Genomic DNA, 20,882 nt, shown 5'->3' with positions numbered 1-20,882 from the left:
ATGCCGACGTCGCCGCCAGAAGAACACGACCAAACACCCACCAGTACCAACTAGGCAGAAAACCGGTACCAACTACACGGACTACCGGTACCAAGCAGGGCTACGTGCCAGCCCCGTCAGAACCATCCGCGCCGGTCGAAGCCCAGTCGGCGGCGGAACTCCGCGATGTCTTGTTGGCTCGGCTCGTTGACATCCGGCCGTCGGATCGGACCGCCGAGCGGGTCGACCGTCTCGTTGATGTAGCGCTCACACCACGCAATCCACTCGTCAGCCGCGCTACGCTCGTCGTCGGCAATGTCGGCGACGCGGGTCCGCATAGCCGCCAGGTACCTCCGCAGACGGTCCGCTTCCTCCCACTTGGCCGAGTCCTGCTTCAAACGCTTCCCGGTGGCGTGTTCGACGTACGCCGCGCGAGCACACGCGTTCTCGCGTTCAATCCGCCTGGTGCGCTCCTCCTCAGCGAGTCGCAGTTCTTCGGCCATCCGCGCTGCGGACATCTCCGACCTGCTGATCGCCGCGAGGATATCGCCCAGCTTCTCCTCCGCGCATAGCCGCCTCTTGGTGTCGCCCCACTCCCTCGGTGAGTAGTTGCTTTCACCCTCGTAGATGAGCACCGCAAGGCGTTCCGAAGGCTCATCGTCGTACGTCGGATAGCGCTGCCAGCCGGAGCGCTTCGATTCCGCGAGTTCCTGTGCCGTCGGCACATGCTTCGTGCGGTTCAAGTACTGCTTGATCCCGACACGATAAGTAGAACCACCAGACGTTCTCAGTTCGAGCAATCCTTTGGGTGTGTCGCGTTGCGCGTAATAGCCAGATCTCGGAGGCGACATGATCATCTCCACAGTAAGTCCACGCGATTCCGCCTCCTTTGCGAGGCAGTGGAGCAGGATCATCACTCGACGCTGGTGATCCTTGCTGACGTTGTCGAGTCGCCCATCGGATCGCAGATCAGCAACGACCGGATGCCAACGTCCGACACGCTCCTCCATTGCCACCTCGGCCGGCGTCTCGGTGCGCCACGTCGTTACGTCGACGAGGCGGATCCGCAGATGGCCACGCTCGCCGGCACCAGACACGATCACTTCCTGGGGAGTCGGCGCGACCTTATATCTATTGATGGTCGTCGCGAGATCGAAGTAGCTCATCGGGTCATCCGTCCGACGCTCCAAGACGCCACCTGCCTCTTCCAACTCCACGACCAGTTGACGGCTACGTTCGAGGTCCGGCGGCGGTTCCTTCGGCGCTACGGGCTTTGGCTGTGGCCGAGGTCTCGGCTTCGGCCGTGGCGACCTCATTGATCCGTCGGTAGCAGACTCGGTTCCGGTTGACCGGCGGCGCTTGCGCTCCCAGTGCCCGTCGGGATAGTCGCCGTGCTCGAGGTAATAAGTCCCGGCCTGAAGCAACGTGGCGCTCCACACGCCGCCCTTCTTCGAGACCTCGATCAGTCGCCGGCTGACGAGCGCCGTGGCCGACGTCTTGTAGCTGTGCCCCTTCCAACGTCCGTCGGGACAGCCGTCTCCGATCCAGCGCAGGAGCTCAAGCTGGCCTTCGTGCAGGGGATCTTTGAGGGACATAGCGAGGCCTCACTCCCGAAGTGGCCTACGACCAGCGTAGTCCGAGCAGCGACAGGCATCGGACAAACGAACGAACCCACGCAGGAGGACGTGGGTTCGAATGAATCTGGCTTGGTGCGCCTGCGTAGATCTTGTTCAAACACAGTAGGCGCACACCGGCCGGAGGCCGGCAAGGATGTCACTGTGCCCCCCGCAGGATTCGAACCTGCGACCTTCTGCTCCGGAGGCAGACGCTCTATCCCCTGAGCTAGGGGGGCTCATCGGGCGAGAGTCAGAGTAGCGCACCGACACCTCACTCCCCAAACCCAATGGTCAGCAGGCACTTGCATTCAAATCTTGCACGTACTTCCGCCTTTGTGCGGCACGTGTGCAAGTGCTGCGTGCAGGTAGCTCAGACGGTGACGACGTGGGCGTTGTGGACGTCGGCGTAGCGGTGGGGGCTACACGTGAGGACGATGACCTGGGCGTCGCGGGCGGCTTCGGTGAGGACCGAGGCCATGGCGACGATGCGGTCGGGGTCGCTGTAGCCGAGGGCGTCGTCGATGATGACCGGCACGCCATCGGCCTGGTCGACGAGGGTGGCGCAGGCCAGGCGCGAGAGCAGGCCCAGTTGCTCCTTGGCGCCGCCGGAAAGGGCGTCGCGGGGAACGGTGACGCCGTCGACGGTACGGGAGACGACGTTGAGGTCGTCGTCGACGTCGAAGCGCACCGTGTCCCCGAAGACGATGGCGCCGAGTTTGTCGAGGCGGCGGGTGAACGGGTCGGCGTACTTGGCACGTGACTCCAGGCGTGTACGGGTCAGGGTCTCGTGCAAGAGTCTTGCCGCCTCGGCGCGCCGCGTGACCCGTCGCAGACCGGCGCACGCGTCCTCCCACTCGGCCTGCGCCTCGTCGAACTCGTCGAGGCGGGACTCGCCGCGGTACATCTCCAGTTTGGTGCTCAGTTCGGTGATCAGGTGCCCGACAGCGTCGAGTTCGGCTGTGCCGTGGGCGATGTCGCGGGAGATCTGTTCGCGCCGCAGTTCCAGTCCCTCGGCATCGAGTTCGGCTGCTTCGGCATCGAACCGGTTCTGCTCGTCGCGGGCGGACTGCAACTCCTGCCGGGACCGCTCCACCGCAGCCTCGGCGTCCTCGTCGGGAAGTGCGAAGACCAGTTCGGCCAGCCTGGTGTCCAACTCGTCGATCTGTGCACCCACCCGGGTGCGCCGGGCGGCCACGGACTCCTGCCGCTCCCCCAGCGCCGACGCCTCCGACTTGCGCCGGACGGCTGCGGCATGTGCCCGCTCGACCAGGTCGGCCTGAGCCTGCTCCGCCTCCGCGAGTTGTTCGACCGACTCGTGCTCCCGCACCTCGGCGGCGAGGAGTCCTTCGAGTTCGGTGCGGACCACATCGCGCCAGTCCCTGATCTCGGCGAACGTCCGCCACTTGAGCAGGCTGTCACGCCGCTCACAGATCAGCGCCCGCTCGTGGGTGAGGTCCGTACGCGCCGCAGCCCTGACCGCCGCCTCCGACAGGTCTGCCAAACCGTGTGCATCACAAAGGGTTTGCGCCGACCACTGCAACCGGTCGAGCTCTTCGGCGAGGGCTGTGGTGTCTACGCTGCGCCGCACCGTCACCCGAACCACCCCGGGCGCCTCGATCACCCGATCGGCGTCGGCGACGACATCGACAGCACCATCGACGGACTCGCCGTCGACGCTCACCTGATGGGCACCGAGCGTCTCGACGCGCAGTGTCGCCGACGCGGCTTCCAACCGCCCGCGTGCCACGTCGATCCGGCCCGCCAATGCCTGCGCCGCCCCGGCGACCTCCGCATCGACGCTGTGCGTTGCCAATTCGGCGTCGATGGTGTCGAGTTCGGCCCGAAACCCGGCGAGTTTGTCGAGCACGTCGGTGAGTTCGGCGACCTCTGCGGCAAGCCGCTCACGCTTGGCCACCTGTCTGGCCGCGTTCAGCCGGGCTCGCAGGTCGTCGAGGATCGTTCTGGCCGAGAATAATTCGCCTTCCAGCGCGGCCACTTCCGCCTGCGCCTGCACTGTCTGCTCCCGCACCTGTCCGGCCTGCGCATCGAGTTCGACTGCCTCCGTGGACAACACCTCACGTTGCCGGCGAATGTCAGTGCGCTCGGCCACCACCCGCTCGGCGAGGGTCAGTGCGGTCCGGCGGTGCCCGACCGTCTGCGCAGCGCCGCCGACCTTCGACAGCACGGCCTGCGCCGCTTGCCATTCGGTGTCGACCCGCTCCTGGTCGGCGCGGGCCAGCTCGTCGGTGCGCTGCAACTCCCCACGCCTGGCGACCGCCGCCCGAAGGCGTTCGATATCGTCGTCGAGCACCTCACGACTGCGCCGCAATCGTTCGTACCGGTCACCGGCCGCGTCGGCCCGCCTCGCGGCCTCGGCCAGCTGACCGGTCGGTTTGCCCTGCTTGCGGGTGTAGTACCGGCAATACTCCTCGGCCACCGCGTCCAGGAGAACGCTATCCTCCTCTCCCGCAACGGATTCGGCGAAATCATCGGCGCCCCGTGGTCCGCCGGCGGCCCGATCCAGAGCCCGCGAGAGCGCGGCCGCCGCCGACAGATCGGTCAGCGCCGGATCCGCCCCCGATTGCAGGAGCTTGAGCGCATCGAAAAGGGCCCTGTCGACGGTGGTGTCAAGAATCTCGTTGACCTTGTCATGGGCGGCACGGCCGGTGAGCTGCTCCGGTTTGGGTCGGTGCACCGTCAGCGTCGTCGCCGGCTGTTTGTTGAAACGTTTGAAGTAGGTGAAATGCCATTCACCGCAACTGATCTCGGCCTCCACCTCGGAGCCGACATCGCGTCCCGACGGCATCACCGAACGCACGGCGGAGGATTTGCTGCTGTCCCGTAGGCTCAACAGGACATCGAGCGCCTCGATCATCGAGGATTTGCCGGCCTCGTTGCGGCCCTCGACCACCGTGACACCCTGGTCGGCGAAGCACACCTCACGCTCGCCGATACCACGGAAATCGCGCAGCTTCAGGCGATGCAGTCTCATCGGGTGGCCAGTCTGCGCAATAGGGCGAGCGCATCCCTGGCGGTCGGCGCCGCATCGTCGGCCTCGGAATCGGCGACGGCCAGCAACTCGCGGGCGGCGTCGGCCGCATAGCCCGTCAAACCCATTGACTCCACATCGGATTCGGTACCGACAACGGTCAGCTGGTCGATCTTGCCCCACGGAACCAGGGCCGCGAACCGGTCCCGGAACTGATCGAGCATCTCCTCAAGCACCGCGTACTCGGCGATGGTGACCGCCCCGACCAACCCCAACTGCACCACGACGTGGGGTTTGCCGTCGACCGCTTCCAGTTCGGCGCGTAGCGCTTCGATGTCGTCGGCGCCGGCAATATCGCGCGTGATGCTGCGAAAACTCCACTCGCCCACCCGATGCGGGGCAACGTCGATTTCCCGCCGCTCGCCCTCCCGACGCAACGTGACCGCCAGGACGTGGCCGGGTTCGGTCTCGATGTGGTCGAAATTGGTCACCTCATGAGCACCCGAGTACCAGATGCGCCCGCTCCCACCGACATCGGTGACCGAATGACGATCACCGAGGGCCACATAGTCGACCTGCCCCGACTCGACGGCCCGTTCCAGCGCCTGCACCGAGATCAGCGCCGGATCGTCGCCGGGGACGATCGTGTCGACACCGCCGTGCCCGACGACGATGCGGATCACGTTGCCGGAGTTGACTCCCGCACAGTCGATGCGCGCGTTGACCAGGTCGGTGAGTGGGTGTTTATTGGCCCACGGCGCGGGCACCAGCTCGATACCCTCCCGCACCCGCACCGCGCTGTCGGTCAGCACGGTCACATTCGCGGGCTGTCCGTCGATGAACGCCCGCGACCGGTAGACGCTCGCCGGGTCGGCGGTGTCGTGATTGCCGGGTAGCAGGTACACCGGCATCCCGCAGTCGCCGAGTACATCGAGGGTTTGACGGATCGTCTTGTCCGACACCCGATGATCCTCGAAGACGTCACCACTGACGACGATGAACTCGGCCCCCACCTCGCGGGCAACCGCACCGATCCGGGTGATCGCGTCACGCCGGGCCGCCGCATAAGCGTGGGCCGCGTCGGCATCGAGATAATGCCGGGTCATGCCGATCTGCCAGTCCGCGGTATGCACGAACGTGACGGTGTGCGCATGCGATGCCGCGGCATCGGCATTGCTGGTCTCCGCAGGAGCCGCGTCCACAGCACCGGATTCGTGGTCGGGGACCGCCCCGGAGGTCACCGGTACGATGGACCTGCGCCGACGGGTCTTCGCCGGCGGCGACGGTGCCGGCGCGAACGACTCCATACCGGGCAGCGGCTCGAACTCGGGCAGGTCGAACAGCGACGCCGTCATCGACCCTCCTTACTCTCAGCTCGCGGCAACTACTCCCGCGATCCTACGAGTCGGCTACGACAATCCCCACATTCGGCACGACCCGCGGGTGTGCGACGGATTTGTAGGTAGCGCAGATCGTATGTGTGTTCGATTTGGGGGTTGGTGGTGTTCAGGCGCTTGCGGGGGTGATGACCAGCACCAACCCGACCAACCTACAAACGTGTCGCACACCCGAAGTCTAAACGCCGGTATCGAACAAATGTCCGAGCCTGCCGCTACGGTGTGCCCCATGACCAACGAGGGGGACACGTCCGGAAGCGCACAACCACACGACGCACTGTTCCGGTTGGTTTTCACCAACCCGGAGAACACCGGATCAGAACTGCGCTCGGTGCTGCCACCGGAACTGACCGCGCACATCGATCTCGACGGCATGGTGCTCCAGGAGGGCACCTTCGTCGACGAACACCTACGCCACCGGCAAACCGACGTCCTGTTCAAGACAACAGTCCACGGCGACGACGCCTACCTGTATCTGCTCGTTGAGCACCAGAGCAGCCCAGACCCTCTGATGGCGTTCCGCAGGCTGCAATACCAGGTCCGCATCTGGGACCGGCACCTCAAACAGCACAAGATCCAACCAGGTCAACGACCGCTCCCCCTGATCATCCCCGTCGTCATCTACCAGGGCCGACGCCATTGGAACGCCCCCACCGACATCGCCTACCTGCTCAACATCGACGACTCCCTCGCAACCGCAGCCGGCAACCTCGTACCGCACGCCGGCTTCCTGCTAGATGACCTCACCACAGTCGACGACGCCACCCTGCGCGCCCGGCCCCTGACCACCGCAGCCCGCATCACCTTCGTGTACCTCACCCACGCCCCCGGCGACCCCCACGCCACCCGCTGGATGCCCAACTGGACCGACCACATCATCGAACTCGACGTCAAAAGCGTCGAAGCCCACTTCCAGTATCTTGTAACAGTAAGTCCCACAGACATCTACGACGTCGCCCGCTACGCCGCCACCGTGGGACCAGACACCATGGAGGCAGCCATGAACACAGCAGACGTACTCCGCGCCGAAGGACGCGCCGAAGGACGTGTCGAAGCGCGAGCCGACATGCTCATCGAGCTGTTGACAGCCAAGTTCGGCAAGCTTGATCCCCGCATCCGCAACCGGGTCGAACACGCCACCACCGAGCAGATCTCCGAATGGAGCACCCGACTGGTCCTCGGCAACGAGGCCCTCGACCAGGTGTTCGGCGCGTGAGATTGCAATCACATCCGATTCGACCGTCCCATACACCTTGTCTTGCGCGGTCAGGGAAGCGAAGTCAGACAGCATCCCCCGTAGTTGTGAGTATCAGCGCGACAGCGAGGTGCTTACGGACCTGCTCGGTGCGCCGCGTTCTGAAGATGACCAGCACCAACCCGACCAACCTACAAACGTGTCGCACACCCACGACCCGCACGCCGGCCCGAACTCGCGGTCAGCGGACGCTCTCAGCAACATCTGCCCCCGCACGCTGTGCCGACGCGGGCCGCTGCAGGAACGCGGTCACCACCACACCCAGCACCAGCGCGATCGCCGGCAGGTAGATCGACTGGCCCATCGCGGTCGCGAAGCCCTCGCGCAGGAACTCCGGGAGTTGATCGACGGTGTCCTGTGCCGCACCGGTGTCGATGCCCGCGGGCAGTTCGGCGGCCAGCCGGGTCTGCATCAGCGCACCGACCATCGCCGCGCCGAGCACCGATCCGATCATGCGGGTGGTGTTGTAGACGCCCGCCCCGGCACCGGCCTGATGCCACGGCAGGTTCCGGGTGGCGGTGGCGGCCAGCGGCGCCCAGATCCCGGCCGAGGCGACACCCATCAGCGACATCGGGATCAGGACCTGCCAGACGGGGGTTTCCGGACGGACGGCCAGGCCCAGCCAGCCCATGGATATCGCGGCCAGGCCGAGCCCGGTGCAGATGATCAGCCGCGGGTCGACCCGGTCCAGGATACGACCGACGATGGGCGCGAGGATGCCGGTGAGGATCGCCTGCGGCACCATCATCACCGCGGACTGCGTCGGCGACATCCCGCCGACCAGTTGCAGGAAGAACATCGCGGGCAGCATGAGACCGGAGATCGCGAACCCCATCGACGCGATACCGAGATTGGACAGCGTGAAGTTGCGGTCCCGGAACAGCTCCAACGGCACGAGGGGCTCGGTGCGGATCCGCGACTGCCAGTAGAAGAACAGGGCCAGAACCAGCACGCCCGCGGCGATCATCGACCAGATCCACCAGGCCCAGTCGTTCTTCTCACCCTCCTGGATGCCGAAGACGAGCGCGAACACACCCACCGCCGAAAGCCCGACTCCGACCAGGTCGAACCGGTGGTCGTGGGTCTCGACATCGGGCACGAGGGTCGCGGCCAGTACCAGACCGATGATCCCAATGGGGATATTGACGAAGAAGATCCATTCCCAGCCGAGGCTGTCGGTCAGCACACCACCGAGCAGCGGGCCGACGAGGGTGGCCACACCGGCGACGGTCCCCCATACGCCCATCGCCGCTCCGCGCTTCTCGGGCGGGAAGATCCGGGTGATCACGGCCATCGTCTGCGGGGTGATGAGCGCGGCGCCCAGACCCTGCACGCTGCGCGCGGCGATGAGCTCGCCGATCGAATCCGAGAGCCCGCACCACAGACTGGCGAGCGTGAACACCAGCAGGCCCAACTGATAAACCTTCTTCGGGCCGAACTTGTCGCCGAGCCGTCCGGTGATCAGCAGCGGCACCGCGTAGGTGAGGAGGTAGGCACTGGTCACCCACACCACGCCGTTGACGTCGGTGCCGAGGGCTTCCATGATCTGCGGCTGGGCGACGGCCACGATCGTCATGTCCACCAGGATCATGAAGAAGCCCACACAGAGCGCCATCAGCGCGATCCACGGCCGGGTGGTGATCGCACCCTGTGTGCCGGGCGAACCATTTGTCATAGGACTCAAATACTTCCGATAGTCGCAAAAAGCTCCGCGGAGACCCCGCCACGTCGACGCTAGTGGTCGTGGCCCGTCCGGACCAACCAGGTCAGTTCCGGCGACCGGGCGATTCATGGCATATCCGGCAAACAAATGCCCGGACGAATAGGCCGGACCCGCCACTCGGATAACGGTCGGCGCCCGATCGCAGTCACTACTGTGTAGAACATGTCCCCGAACACACCCCCCGGCGAGGCACCGGAAACCACGAACCCTGGGAAGTACGTCACCGGCGGGCAGGAGTTCGTCCGCGACACCAAGTACATCGAAACCCGGATCACCGCCGACGGCCGCGACGGATATCCGGTGCAGGCCGGCCGGTACCGGCTGGTCGCCGCGCGGGCCTGCCCCTGGGCCAACCGCACTCTGATCGTCCGCAGACTCCTCGGACTCGAGGACGCACTGTCGCTGGGGTTGTGCGGACCCACCCACGACGCGGATTCGTGGACGTTCGACCTCGATCCGGGCGGATTGGACCCGGTGCTGGGCATCCCCCGTATCAAGGATGCCTACGAGCGCCGTTTCCCTGGCTACCCCAAGGGCATCACGGTCCCGGCGATCGTCGACATCCCGACCGGCGCGGTGGTCACCAACGACTTTCCGCAGATGACCATCGACTTCTCACTGGAGTGGACGGACTTTCACCGCGACGGTGCCCCCGAGTTGTATCCGGAGGCGTTGCGCGAGGAGATCGATGAGGTCAACAAGGGCGTGTACACCGAGGTCAACAACGGCGTCTACCGCTGTGGATTTGCCGGCGACCAGGACTCGTACGACGCCGCCTACGACAGGCTGTTCACCAAGCTCGACGAGCTCTCCGAGCGGTTGTCGGGGCAGCGTTACCTGGTCGGCGACACCATCACCGAGGCCGACGTGCGGCTGTTCACCACACTCGCCCGATTCGACCCCGTCTACCACGGTCACTTCAAGTGCAACCGGTCGACGCTGAGCGCGATGCCGGTGCTGTGGGCGTACGCCCGCGACCTGTTCCAGACATCCGGTTTCGGCGACACCGTCGACTTCTCCCAGATCAAACGGCACTATTACGTCGTGCACCGAGACATAAACCCCACGGGCATAGTGCCGAAGGGCCCTGATCTGTCACACTGGCTGACCCCGCACCATCGTGAACAGCTCGGCGGACGGCCCTTCGGCGACGGCACCCCGCCACCACCGCCACGTTCCGCCGAAATCGTCCCCGCACAGAATTGGGATCCCACCGCATGAGCGACATCGTCAACCGCATCGAACAGTCCACACTGGCCGAAGTGGACAGCAAGCCGCCGTCGAAGCTGACCATCAAGACGGTCGGCAAGGGGCTCGGCAAGGCCCAGCAGCTGCAGGGACCGCAGGTCAAGAAGTATGTCGCCGGCATCCGGCGCCGGCATCCGGAAGAAACACCGCAGCAGATCATCGAGCGACTCGAAACGCACTATCTGCGTGCGGTGACCAGCGCCGGCAGCGCGGTCGGTGCGACCGCGGCCGTGCCCGGCATCGGCACCTTCGCCGCGCTCAGTGCCGCCACCGGCGAAAGCGCGCTGTTCATCGAGGCATCCGCGCTGCTGGCCCTGGCCATCGCCGAGGTCCACGGCATTCCGTTGCACGACAACGAGCGGCGCACCGCGCTGGTGCTGGCCGTCGCCCTCGGCGAAGAGGGCGTGCTCGCGGTGGGCAAGGTCGTCGGTTCGCGCAGCGGGGTGTTGCGCCGGCTCGGCAAGAACCCCACACCCGCCAGCCGGATCGGCAAACTCAACCACAACCTCGCCGCCAGGATGGCCCGCAAGTACGCCTTCAAGCGGGCACCACTGCTCATCGGCAGGCTTCTGCCCGCCGGCGCCGGTGCGGTGATCGGCGGCATCGGCAACCGCGCGCTGGGCAGGAAGGTCGTGGCGAACGCCCGCATCGCGTTCGGTCCCCCGCCCGCGCAATGGCCGGTTGTCGACGGAACCCTCGCCGACGCCACTAACGCGGCCGGCGCGCTCCCGCCCGTCCGTTCGCTGCCGACCGACAGGAGTGACCGCCCAGCGGCCAAGGGGTGACCGGGCCGGCCGAACCCGGCTGGATCCGGCGACTCACCGCCCAATGCCTGCAGCACCGGCGTCTGGTCGTGCTCGCGTGTACCGCGACGCTGATCGCGGTGGCCGTCGATCTGGCGACCCCGCTGCTGGCGAAAGTGGCCATCGACGACGCGACCGGCGTCAATGACGGCGGTCCCGGCCTGCCGGTGATCGTGACCGCGCTGATCTTGGCCGCGGTGATCCGGTTCGGCTGCCAGTTCGGTCGCCGGATCACCGCGGGCAGATTGTCGATCGTCGTGCAGAACGCGCTGCGGCTGCGGCTGTTCGACACCCTGCTGAGCCTGGACGGCACCGCGCAGAATGAGATCCGGACCGGGCAGATCGTGTCCCGGTCGATCTCCGATCTGCAGATCATCCAGGGGTTGCTCGCGCAGGTACCGCTCGCGCTGGGATCGGCGGTGCAACTGGTCGTCGCCATCGCGATCATGACGTACCTGTCGCCGCTGCTGACCGGTGTCGCGCTGATCATCGTGCCGGTTGTCGGTGTGGTGGTGCTCAAGGTGCGCAGACGGTTGTTCGCCGCGACGTGGTCGGCGCAGCAGGCCGCGGCCGAGGTCGCCGGTCACGTCGAGGAGACCGTGACCGGCGTCCGGGTGGTCAAGGGCTTCGGTCAGGAAGATCGCGCCGTCGACACGCTCGTCGGGCTGGGTGACCGGCTGTACCGCCTGCGGCTGCGCGCGGCCCGCATCAACGCCACACTCGCTCCCACCCTGTCGGCGATACCGCAGCTCGGCATGGTGCTGGTGATCGCGGTCGGCGGGTATCTGACGTTCCACGGTTCGATCTCGGCGGGCACCTTTCTGGCGTTCGCCACCTACGTGGCGTCGATGACAGCGCTCTCGCGCATGGTCACCGGCCTGCTGGTGACCGCCCAGCTGGCCAGGTCTGCGGTCGAACGCGTCTACGAGGTAGCCGACCATCCGCCCGATCCCGCGCTCTCTGCCACCGCACCCGCACCCGACGGCCCGCTGGGGCTGCGGCTGTCGTCGGTGAGTGCGGAGCTCCGCGGGCGCACGGTGCTCGACGGCGTCGCCCTCGACGTGGCACCCGGGGAATGTGTGGCCGTTGTCGGTCCGCCCGGTTCGGGCAAATCCACCCTTGCCGACCTGGTATGCCGCTACTACCGGCCCGTTTCCGGGTCGATCTCCGTCGGCGCCGGCGGACACTACGTCGACGTGGGCGACCTGGATGCCCATGCGCTGCACTCGGCGGTGTCGGTGGTCTTCGACGAGCCGTTCCTGTTCTCCGACACGATCGGCGCCAACATCGCGCTCGGTGTACCGGACGCCGCCGACGAGGAGATCCGCGCCGCCGCCGGCCGGGCGTGTGCGACCGAATTCATCGACGCACTGCCGAACGGTTTCGGCACCGTGGTCGGTGAACGCGGGCTCACCCTCTCCGGTGGCCAGCGCCAGCGCATCGCACTGGCCCGGGCCATGTTCGCCCGGCCCCGCATCCTGATACTCGACGACGCGACGTCGGCCGTCGACGCAGCCACCGAACAGGCCATCCTGCGGGAACTACGCACACCGGACACCACGATGCTGGTGCTCGCGCACCGCCGGTCGACGCTGGCGATCGCCGACCGCGTCGTGGTACTCGACGACGGCCGGATCACCGACGTCGGGACGGTCGCCGAACTCGACGCTCGCAGTGAGCGGTTCCGGGCACTGATGAGTTCGGGCACCGAACCTGCTGCCAGCCCGGCGGCCGAGCCGACCGAACCCGACGACGGCCAGCTGTGGCCCGAGGTTCCCGTCGGCCCGTCACCGAGCCGGACGCGGGCGCCGGCGACCCCGGCAACCGGTCGGTCCGGTGCGCTGGGGTCGATGCCGGTCACCCGGCAACTGGCCGCGGCGGTGGCCGCGCTGCCCCCGGCGACCGAGGATCCCCGAGTCGACGTCGCCGCCGCCCGAGCGGACTCCGAATCGTTCTCGCTGCGCGGTCTGCTCGGCGGCGTGCGGATCCTGATCGCGCTCACCGTGCTCGGCATCGGCGTCGACACCCTCGTCGGGCTGGTGTTCCCGTCGCTGGCCCGGACCGTTCTCGATGCCGCGGGCGGCTCCGGCGACAACACCGTCTGGCGTGTGAGCGCGATCGGCGTCGTCGCCGTGGCGCTGGCCTGGGCCGCGGCCCGGCTCACCGTCATCGCATCCACCCGGGCGGGCGAACGCATCCTGTACGCACTGCGGATCCGCAGCTATGCGCACATCCAGCGGCTCGGTCTGGACTACTACGAGCGGGAGCTGTCCGGGCGCATCATGACCCGGATGACCACCGACATCGACGCCCTGTCGACGTTCCTGCAGACCGGGTTGCCGTCGGCGGTGGTGGCGGTGCTGACGCTGGGCGGGGTGGGTGCCGCGCTGGTGTTCACCGACCCGACCCTCGGCGCGGCGATGCTCCCGCTGTTTCCGCTCCTGATCGTCGCGACCGTGGTCTTCCGCAAGATCTCCGCACGTGCCTACACGCGGGCCCGGGAACTGGTGAGCGTCGTCAACGCCGACTTTCAGGAGAACGTCGCCGGCATCAAGACCACTCAGACCTACCGCGGAATCCCCGCCGCCCGGGACCGGTTTACCGGCCGCACCCTCGCCTGGGTCGATGCCCGGATGACCTCGCAGCGGGCCATCTCGGTGTACTTCCCGTTCATCACGTTCACCGCCGATGTCGCAGCGGCTGTCGCGGTGGCCCTGGGCGCCCACCAGATCGCCGCGGGCGACCTCTCGCCCGGCACACTGGTGGCGTTCATTCTGTATCTGACGATGCTGTTCGGGCCGGTGCAGCAGCTTTCGCAGGTCTTCGACGGCTACCAGCAGGCGGCGGTCGGGTTGCGCCGCATCTCCGACCTGCTGAGCACGCCGTCGTCGCTGATGCCGGTACCCGGCGCGCGCACGCCACGCCACCTCGACGGCGACGTCCGCCTCGACGGTGTCGGGTTCCGCTATCCGCGGGCCACCGCCGATGCGCTCACCGATATGACGCTGACCATCCCCGCGGGTACCTCCCTCGCCCTCGTCGGCCCTACCGGCGCCGGCAAGTCGACGATCGTCAAACTGCTCGCCCGCTTCTACGACCCCACCTCCGGTGCCGTCCGCGTCGGCGGCACCGATATCCGCGAGTTCGCCCTCACCGGTTATCGGCACCGGCTCGGGGTCGTCCCGCAGGAGGCGCATCTGTTCACGGGAACGGTCGCCGACAACATCGCGTTCGGGCGGCCCGGGGCCGACCGTGACGAGATCGTCGCCGCCGCACGCGCCGTCGGGGCGCTCGGGGTGATCGCCCGGCTGCCGTGGGGAATGAATCAGCCGGTCGGTGAACGCGGTCAGGGGCTGTCGTCGGGGCAACGACAACTCGTCGCACTGGCCCGGGCCGAACTCGTTGAACCCGACCTGCTGCTGCTCGACGAAGCGACCGCCACCCTCGATCAGGAGACCGAGTCGCTGGTGCTGGCGGCCGGTGCGGCGGTGACCGCGCGACGTACATCGGTGATCGTCGCCCACCGGCTGGCCACGGCCGCCCGGGCCGACCGCATAGCCGTCGTCGACGCCGGCCGGATCGTCGAATTCGGCACCCACGCGCAGTTGCTCGGCGCGGGTGGAATGTACCTGCGGCTCTGGCAGTCGGGAGCGGCCGATCCGGTATGAGAAACCGGTCACATGCGAGCGTCGTGTGTGCTTCATTTGATGCACCGAGAGTGTTGTGAGATCCCAGCACTGCACACAGTCGCAGACCGCGTACCATCAGGGTTTGGTCCACGCCGACGGTCTCCACAAGGGACCTAGGACGTGATCAGGCGACCCGATACCAGAGGGAATTGAGGCGAGAAAGCGCAGTGAGCAGTTCGGTTTCGGATTTCGGACAGAACACCTGGCTGGTCGAGGAGATGTACCAGCAATTCATCAAGGACCCGGCCTCGGTAGACCCGAGTTGGCATGAGGTCCTGAAGAACTACAAGCCCGAATCGGCGGACGCCGACGCGGGAGCCCCCACCTCAAGCAACGGCAACGCAGCCCCTGCCCCGGCCCAGCCGAAGGCTCCCGCCCCGGCCACCGCAGCCCGGCCCGCCGCCCCTGCCACCCCGGCCACCGCACCGGCTCAGCCCGCAGCTCCGCGCCAGGCGAGCAATCAGGTCACCCTCGACACCGTTCCCAACCGGCAGCAGGCGACGCGCAAACCGACACCCGCCAGAGAGGCTCCGGCCACCAAGGCCGCCGCCGGTCGCGGCTCGTCGGCGTCGGCCACAGCGGGCGGCGCCAAGACCCCGGCCGCTCCCGCTGCGGACGAGAACAAGATCCTGCGCGGTCCGGCAGCGGCGATCGTCAAGAACATGAACCTGTCGCTGCAGATCCCCACCGCGACCAGCGTTCGGGCCATCCCGGCCAAGCTGATGATCGACAACCGCATCGTCATCAACAACCACCTCGCTCGTACGCGCGGCGGCAAGATCAGTTTCACCCACATCCTCGGTTACGCGATCGTCCAGGCGATCAAGGATTTCCCCAATATGAACCGGCATTTCGCCGAGGTCGACGGGAAGCCGAATGTCATCACCCCCGCCCACACCAATCTGGGCCTGGCCATCGATCTCGCCGGCAAGGATGGCAACCGCACTCTGGTGGTCGCGGCCATCAAGGGCTGCGAGGCGATGACGTTCGGCGAGTTCCACGCCGCCTACGAGGACGTCGTGCGCCGGGCACGTGAGGGCAAACTCGGCGCCGAGGACTTCGCGGGTGTCACCATCTCGCTGACCAACCCGGGCACCATCGGCACCGTCCATTCGGTGCCGCGCCTGATGAAGGGTCAGGGCGCCATCATCGGTGCCGGCGCGATGGAGTACCCGGCCGAGTTCCAGGGCGCCAGCGACGAGCAGATCGCCGACCTGGGTGTCGGCAAGCTCATCACCCTCACCTCCACCTACGACCACCGCATCATCCAGGGCGCCGAGTCCGGCGACTTCCTGCGCCGGGTGCACTCGCTGCTGCTCGATGACGGCTTCTTCGACGAGATCTTCACCGCGTTCAAGATCCCCTACGAGCCGATCCGCTGGCGCCGAGACATCCCCGCCGGCCTGGTGGACAAGAGCACCCGAGTGCTCGAGCTGATCGCCGCGTACCGTAACCGCGGCCATCTCATGGCGGACACCGATCCGCTGATGATGAACAGCGACGCCAAGACCGCGCACCCCGACCTCAACGTGCAGACCTATGGTCTGACCCTGTGGGACCTGGACCGCGAGTTCAAGGTCGGCGGCTTCCACGGCGAAGACCGGATGAAGCTGCGCGACGTGCTGTCGGTGCTGCGCGATGCGTACTGCCGTCACGTCGGCATCGAGTACACGCACATCCTCGAACCCGAGCAGCAGCGCTGGCTCGAGGAGCGGGTCGAGATCAAACATGTCAAACCGCCGGTGGCCGAGCAGAAGTACATTCTGTCCAAGCTGAACGCCGCGGAGGCCTTCGAAACCTTCCTGCAAACCAAATACGTTGGGCAGAAACGGTTCTCACTCGAAGGCGCGGAGGCGACCATCCCGACGATGGACGCGGTCATCGACCGCAGCGCCGACCACAACCTGCGTGAAGTGGTCATCGGTATGCCGCACCGCGGCCGGCTCAACGTGCTCGCCAACATCGTCGGCAAGCCGTACTCCAAGATCTTCGGCGAGTTCGAGGGCAACCTGAACCCGGCGCAGGCGCACGGCTCCGGCGACGTCAAGTACCACCTGGGCGCCGAGGGCAAGTACTACCAGATGTTCGGCGACAACGAGATCGTCGTCTCCCTCACCGCCAACCCCAGCCACCTCGAAGCCGTCGACCCGGTCCTCGAAGGTCTGGTCCGGTCCAAGCAGGACCAGCTCGAGGAGTCCGAGCAGTTCGCCATCCTGCCGCTCATGCTGCACGGCGACGCCGCGTTCGCCGGTCAGGGCGTGGTGGCCGAGACGCTCAACCTGTCGCTGCTGCCCGGTTATCGCACCGGCGGCACCGTGCACATCGTGGTCAACAATCAGGTCGGCTTCACCACCGCACCCGAACATTCCCGGTCCACCGAATACTGCACCGACATCGCCAAGGTGATCGGCGCGCCGATCTTCCACGTCAACGGCGACGATCCGGAGGCCTGCGTGTGGGCGGCCAAGCTGGCCGTGGACTACCGCGAGGCGTTCCATAAGGACGTCGTCATCGACCTGGTGTGCTTCCGCCGCCGCGGCCACAACGAGGGCGACGACCCGTCGATGACGCAACCGGCAATGTACGACGTGATCGACACCAAGAAGGGTGTGCGCAAGTCCTACACCGAAGCCCTGATCGGCCGTGGCGACATCTCCACCAAAGAGGCCGAGGACGCCCTGCGCGACTACCAGGGTCAGCTCGAGCGCGTCTTCAACGAGGTCAAGGAACTCGAACGCTACGTTCCCGAACCGAGCCCGTCGGTGGAGCGGGACCAGACACTGGCGCTCAAGGTCGAGACGGCCGTCGACAAGTCGGTGCTGGAACGCATCGGTGACGCCTTCGTGAACGTGCCCGAGGGCTTCACTCCCCATCAGCGGGTCAAGCCGGTGCTCAAGCGCCGGCAGGAGATGTCCCGCGAGGGGCATGTCGACTGGGCGTTCGCCGAGCTGCTCGCGTTCGGCTCGCTCGTGCTCGAGGGCACCGATGTGCGTCTGTCCGGTCAGGACTCGCGTCGCGGTACGTTCACCCAGCGGCACTCGGTCCTCATCGACCGCACCGACGGCTCCGAGTACACCCCGCTCAATCACCTCTCCCCCGAACAGCCGGGTCGCTTCAATGTGTACGACTCGCCGCTGTCTGAGTTCGCGGTGCTCGGCTTCGAATACGGGTACTCGGTGGGCAATCCCGACGCACTGGTGCTGTGGGAGGGGCAGTTCGGCGACTTCGTCAACGGCGCCCAGTCGATCATCGACGAGTTCATCTCCTCGGGCGAGGCCAAGTGGGGGCAGCTCTCCGACGTTGTTCTGCTGCTGCCGCACGGCCACGAGGGTCAGGGTCCCGACCACACCTCGGGCCGTATCGAACGGTTCCTGCAGTTGTGCGCCGAGGGCTCGATGACGGTCGCGTTGCCGTCGACACCGGCGAGCTACTTCCACCTGCTGCGCCGCCACGTCCACGACGGCATCCGCCGTCCGCTGATCGTGTTCACCCCCAAGTCGATGCTGCGCAACAAGCACGCCGTCAGCCAGGTCGCCGACTTCACCGAGGACAAGTTCCGTTCGGTGCTCGATGACCCGAAGTTCGCCACCGGCGGCGCCGACCACAGCAAGGTCAAGCGGATCCTGCTGGTCAGCGGCAAGTTGTTCTACGAGCTCGACGAGCGCCGTGAGAAGGACGGGCGCGAGGACATCGCGATCGTCCGCGTCGAGCAGCTGTACCCGGTTCCGCACCGCAGGCTGCGCAAGATCATCGAGCAGTACCCCAACGCGAAAGACTTCGTGTGGGTGCAGGAGGAGCCGGCCAACCAGGGTCCGTGGCCGTTCCTGGGTCTATGGCTGCCCGAGGTGCTGCCGGATCTCCTCGGCGGTCTGCGCCGGGCATCGCGCCGCGCGATGTCGGCACCGTCGTCGGGTTCGAGCAAGGTCCACGCTGTGGAGCAGAAGGAAATCATCGACACCGCGTTCGGCGACTGAAACCCCTTCCGCCGGTTGAGGTGTGCGGTTACCCGGCGACCGAGCCCGGCAAACCTGGTGAGCGGACAATGTCGTCTTACCAGGTTTGCCAGGCTCAGGGATCTCCGCGTCGTCTGATTGTCAGAGAATCATCTGCCCGGCAAGTCCGCGATGGACGCCGGGCTGCTCAGCGCCGACCTGTCGGCGACGCTGTCCAACGTGTTCCTCATCGACGGACATGCTCTCACCCCGCTCACTGTGCTCACCGACGTGCGGGACAAGGATCTGCTGATCGCATTCTCGTTGCGCCGCTACCGTCGCGAGACCACCAAGCTCGGCGAGTTGTTCCACGCTGCTGGCGGCAAACTGGTCCTGGTCACCGACAGTGACGACGCTCCCCTCGCCCCGCTGGCCGACGCACTGATCCGGGTCCGTACCGACAGCGCGTCGTACGCCGACTCGCCCACCGCGATGGCCGCCGTCTGTCACCTGCTCAGCGCCCTGACCACCGCGAGCGCCAAGGGGGCGCGGCGCAGGCTCACCATCCGCGACGAACTGGCCACCGCCCTCGACCTGTACCAGCCCGGCACCCATGGCCCGAACAACAGGGAGACACATCCATGAGAATTGAGCGGCTGCGCATCTTCGAGGTGCGGTTGCACCTGGTGCACAGTTTCCAGACCAGTTCCCATCGCAAGTCCGGCCTCACCCACCTCCTCGTCGCCGCCACCGACACCGACGGCCGCACCGGCTGGGGCGAGATCGCCTCCCCGGCCGACCCGTTCTACTGTTCGGAAACCACGAGTACCGCATTCGAGATCGCCATCGACTACCTGGTTCTGCACGCCCTCGACTCCGACTGGGACACCCCGCCCGAATTGGAGGCGTCCTGGGCCAAGATCCGCGGCCACGAGTTCACCAAGGCCGGATTCTCCGGCGCCGCATGGGATCTGCACGCCCGCACCGTCGATAAGCCGCTGGCATCCGTGCTCGGCGGCACCCGGGCCGAGGTCGTCACCGGGGTCTCACTCGGCATCGAACCGACCATCGATGACCTGCTCACCCAGGTACAACATCAGGTCGACGCCGGGTACCGGCGGGTGAAACTCAAGATCACCCCTGGCTGGGACGTCGAACCGGTGGCTGCGGTGCGCGCCGCGTATCCCGATCTGGACCTGCACGTGGACGCCAATGGCGCCTACCCCGACGACGACGCGTCGGCGAAGGTCTTCACCACCCTCGACGGCGCCGGCCTCATTATGATCGAACAGCCCTACGCGCCAAGGGATTTCCTCGCCCACGCCCGGCTGCAGAGCCGGATCGGCACGCCGGTGTGTCTCGACGAATCAGTGGTGGACATCCACGATCTACACACGATGCTCGCGCTGGAGGCGGGCCGCGTGCTCAACATCAAGATCTCGCGCATGGGAGGTCTGACGGCGGCACGCGCTGCACACGATGTCGCCGTCGACGCCGGGATTCCGGTTTGGTGCGGGGGAATGCACGAGTTCGGGGTGGGCCGCGCCGCCAACGTCGCCATCTCGTCCCTGCCCGGCTTCACCTTGCCGTCGGATGTGTCGGATTCGGACAAGTACTACGCCCGCGACATCATCGTCCCGCCCGTCGCCGCCCACGACGGCGTCGTCACCGTCCCCACCGGTCCCGGCCTCGGCCACGACGTCGACGTGCACTGGGTCGAGCAGAACACCGTCCGCTTCTACGACAGCGGCGACGACACCGCCGCCTGACACCCCGGAGAGATCACCCGTATGCAGCCACTGACCCTGTACGTGCTCGACCTGTCCGGCCCGGCCGGTGACGACCCCGACGCCGTGATCGCCCGGCGCGAGGTCACCGACGCCGTGCTGCGCACCGATGATCTCGGCGTGACCCGCGGCGACGGCATCTTCGAGACGATCCTCGTGCACCACGGGGTCCCGCAGGGTTCTGCCGCAGTTCGGCCACGGTGATTGACTTCATGACGAGAGTCTGCGGCAAGTATCTACTTACATCTATATTCTGCGCTCTGCGGCGGAAGCACCCGGTTGGGCAGACGGCGTCAGTAGACGTCGGGGTTGCGGTCGTCGAGGTAGCAGAACTGACTGCGTGAGTGTTCGATGTCGGCGCGGACGAGTGTGGCGGTGACGAGGTCGGCCGCCCCGGGGCATTCTGGGTCGGACCCACCCGGGGGGAGGAGGCTTGTACGCCGGCCGCCCTGTGCTCGGCAACC

The 20,882-nt window shown here is 66.8% G+C and carries 12 protein-coding genes and 1 tRNA gene; 8 read left to right on the top strand and 5 right to left on the bottom strand.

Annotated features, from left to right (window positions below; all coding sequences use genetic code 11):
- Positions 1-116: 116 nt before the first annotated feature.
- The 4 genes from Q0627_RS22315 to Q0627_RS22300 all read right to left on the bottom strand — a co-directional run bounded on the left by Q0627_RS22315 (position 117) and on the right by Q0627_RS22300 (position 5,939).
- Complete coding sequence (locus Q0627_RS22315) at positions 117-1,574, bottom strand: hypothetical protein (protein ID WP_291016098.1); 1,458 nt, start codon at positions 1,572-1,574, stop codon at positions 117-119.
- Positions 1,575-1,758: 184 nt separating this feature from the next.
- A tRNA-Arg gene (locus Q0627_RS22310) sits at positions 1,759-1,831 on the bottom strand.
- Positions 1,832-1,965: 134 nt separating this feature from the next.
- A complete protein-coding gene (locus tag Q0627_RS22305) occupies positions 1,966-4,587 on the bottom strand; it encodes an AAA family ATPase (protein ID WP_291016096.1) in 2,622 nt (873 codons plus the stop codon).
- Complete coding sequence (locus tag Q0627_RS22300) at positions 4,584-5,939, bottom strand: metallophosphoesterase (RefSeq protein WP_291016094.1); 1,356 nt, start codon at positions 5,937-5,939, stop codon at positions 4,584-4,586. The genes Q0627_RS22305 and Q0627_RS22300 overlap by 4 nt, the downstream gene beginning before the upstream one ends.
- A 271-nt stretch (positions 5,940-6,210) precedes the next feature.
- Between Q0627_RS22300 and Q0627_RS22295 the strand changes: the two genes are divergently transcribed.
- Entirely contained in the window at positions 6,211-7,197 is a 987-nt protein-coding gene (locus Q0627_RS22295) for an Rpn family recombination-promoting nuclease/putative transposase (protein WP_291016093.1), read from the top strand.
- Positions 7,198-7,417: 220 nt separating this feature from the next.
- Here the strand turns inward: Q0627_RS22295 and Q0627_RS22290 are convergent, their stop codons facing one another.
- On the bottom strand, positions 7,418-8,911 hold the full coding sequence (locus tag Q0627_RS22290) for a DHA2 family efflux MFS transporter permease subunit (RefSeq protein ID WP_291016092.1): 1,494 nt from the start codon (positions 8,909-8,911) through the stop codon (positions 7,418-7,420).
- 210 nt (positions 8,912-9,121) lie between these two features.
- Here Q0627_RS22290 and Q0627_RS22285 point away from each other — a divergent pair, with 210 nt between their 5' ends.
- The 7 genes from Q0627_RS22285 to Q0627_RS22255 all read left to right on the top strand — a co-directional run bounded on the left by Q0627_RS22285 (position 9,122) and on the right by Q0627_RS22255 (position 20,622).
- Entirely contained in the window at positions 9,122-10,180 is a 1,059-nt protein-coding gene (locus Q0627_RS22285) for a glutathione S-transferase family protein (protein ID WP_291016091.1), read from the top strand.
- Positions 10,177-10,992 carry a hypothetical protein gene (locus tag Q0627_RS22280; protein WP_298813027.1) on the top strand — a complete coding sequence of 272 codons (816 nt, stop codon included), beginning with the start codon at positions 10,177-10,179 and terminating at the stop codon, positions 10,990-10,992. The genes Q0627_RS22285 and Q0627_RS22280 overlap by 4 nt, the downstream gene beginning before the upstream one ends.
- Positions 10,989-14,678 carry an ABC transporter ATP-binding protein gene (locus tag Q0627_RS22275; RefSeq protein WP_291016088.1) on the top strand — a complete coding sequence of 1,230 codons (3,690 nt, stop codon included), beginning with the start codon at positions 10,989-10,991 and terminating at the stop codon, positions 14,676-14,678. Before Q0627_RS22280 ends, Q0627_RS22275 begins: the two co-directional genes overlap by 4 nt.
- A gap of 188 nt (positions 14,679-14,866) precedes the next feature.
- A complete protein-coding gene (locus Q0627_RS22270; RefSeq protein ID WP_291016087.1) occupies positions 14,867-18,673 on the top strand; it encodes a multifunctional oxoglutarate decarboxylase/oxoglutarate dehydrogenase thiamine pyrophosphate-binding subunit/dihydrolipoyllysine-residue succinyltransferase subunit in 3,807 nt (1,268 codons plus the stop codon).
- Between the two features lie 117 nt (positions 18,674-18,790).
- Entirely contained in the window at positions 18,791-19,276 is a 486-nt protein-coding gene (locus Q0627_RS22265) for a MurR/RpiR family transcriptional regulator (RefSeq protein WP_291016086.1), read from the top strand.
- Positions 19,273-20,400: an o-succinylbenzoate synthase gene (menC, locus tag Q0627_RS22260; RefSeq protein ID WP_291016085.1), complete on the top strand. Its 1,128-nt coding sequence runs from the start codon at positions 19,273-19,275 to the stop codon at positions 20,398-20,400. The genes Q0627_RS22265 and menC overlap by 4 nt, the downstream gene beginning before the upstream one ends.
- Positions 20,401-20,421: 21 nt before the next feature.
- On the top strand, positions 20,422-20,622 hold the full coding sequence (locus Q0627_RS22255; protein ID WP_298813021.1) for a hypothetical protein: 201 nt from the start codon (positions 20,422-20,424) through the stop codon (positions 20,620-20,622).
- Positions 20,623-20,882 lie beyond the last annotated feature (260 nt).

Source organism: uncultured Gordonia sp. (assembly GCF_937858515.1).
Taxonomy (GTDB): Bacteria; Actinomycetota; Actinomycetes; order Mycobacteriales; family Mycobacteriaceae; genus Gordonia.
This window is presented reverse-complemented; position numbering and strand designations above follow the sequence as displayed.